The sequence below is a fragment of the Corynebacterium sp. BF-R-2 genome, from assembly GCF_024586525.1.
GTDB lineage: Bacteria > Actinomycetota > Actinomycetes > Mycobacteriales > Mycobacteriaceae > Corynebacterium > Corynebacterium singulare.
This window is the reverse complement of record NZ_JAMFTP010000032.1, coordinates 1-1,323: the sequence shown is the minus strand read 5'-3', so window position 1 is coordinate 1,323 and position 1,323 is coordinate 1. Positions and strand designations below refer to the sequence as shown.

Sequence of the window (1,323 nt, the reverse complement as noted above, 5' to 3'; positions counted from 1 at the left end):
TGGGGTTGCCCGCAAATCGTGGACACGTAGTGGAGCTACCTAGTGGTTAGGCAGCTATTTCTTTTCTACTGGTGGTTAGACCAATGTGGTTTTCGAAGTCGACGGGGCTGACCATCCCGAGTGCAGAGTGCCGGCGTCGGCGGTTGTAGACGACTTCAATCCAGTAGGCAACGGCCTTGCGTGCAGCATCACGGGTCGCCCAGCGCTGCCGGTCATAGAATTCAGTCTTTAGCGTCGACCAGAACGACTCAGCCATCGCGTTATCGAAGCACACACCAGTACGCCCCACAGACTGGGCAATGCCCAGGTTGCGGCAGACCTCCCAGAGCTTCTCACTGGTAAATTGCGTTCCGCGGTCAGCGTGAAACACCAGCCCATCAGGAACATCACCGCGTAGCGTATGCGCCATCCGCAGGGCCCGTTCAACCAGGTGTGTGTCTTGAACGCTATCCATAGCCCAGCCCAGTACCCTGCGGGAATGACCATCGCGGACCGCGCACAAGTACAACCAGCCCTCACCGGTGCGCAGGTAGGTAATATCTGACATCCACACTCGGTTGAGCTGACCAGTATCAAACATGCGCTTGACCAGGTCAGGAAGAGTTGACTTACGCTTGGCTTGAATCGTTGTCACCGGGACAAAGGCACGCGGTGAAATCCCTTCAATGCCCATCATGCGCATCCGTTTAGCCACAGTCTTGCGATTCAAGGTGATCTGGTAGCGCTCGGCAAGCTCTGCGGTGATCCGCGGAGCACCATAAACCTCATCGGAGTCTTTCCAAATCTGATGAATCTTTCGGTCAACATCATCGTAAAATGCTGCCCGATCATCTTCGCCGGATAGTCGTTTCTGCTGCGCATGGGCCCATTTGTAGTATCCAGACCGAGATACTTTTAATAGTCGTGCCATGCGCTTGATGCTGTAGTTCGCCTTCTCCTGCTGCATTAGTTCGAACTTTTCTGCTCGCGTTGCTTCGCGGCGAAGAAGGCTGTCGCTTTTGACAAAAACTCGTTATCCATCTTGGCTTCTGCCAGCTCCCGGCGCAGACGAGCATTCTCAGCTCGGAGGTCAGCCTCGCTCATCCCATCGGAGGATCCTCGGCGTTCACGTTCGAGTTTGACCCACCGGCCCAAAAGCCCGGCGGAAACACCGATTTCCTTAGCCACATGAGCGATCGGTCGCTCTGACTCGATTACCAGGTTCGCGGCTTCACGCCGGTACTCCGGCGTGTACTTCTTGCGCTGTTGACTCACAATGAACATCCTCTCTTACGGACACAAGATCCGTACAAATAGGGTGTCCACTAAACGAGGGTAACCTCA

1 protein-coding gene is annotated in these 1,323 nt (G+C 55.1%); it reads right to left on the bottom strand.

Going from position 1 to position 1,323, the window contains the following annotated elements:
- Nucleotides 1-46: 46 nt before the first annotated feature.
- Nucleotides 47-1,263 (bottom strand): IS3 family transposase gene (locus tag M5J09_RS13135; RefSeq protein WP_115021451.1). Its coding sequence is split into 2 segments (ribosomal slippage): nt 47-1,002 and nt 1,002-1,263, totalling 1,218 coding nucleotides; the frame shifts between segments, so codons are not numbered across the junction.
- Nucleotides 1,264-1,323: the final 60 nt, after the last annotated feature.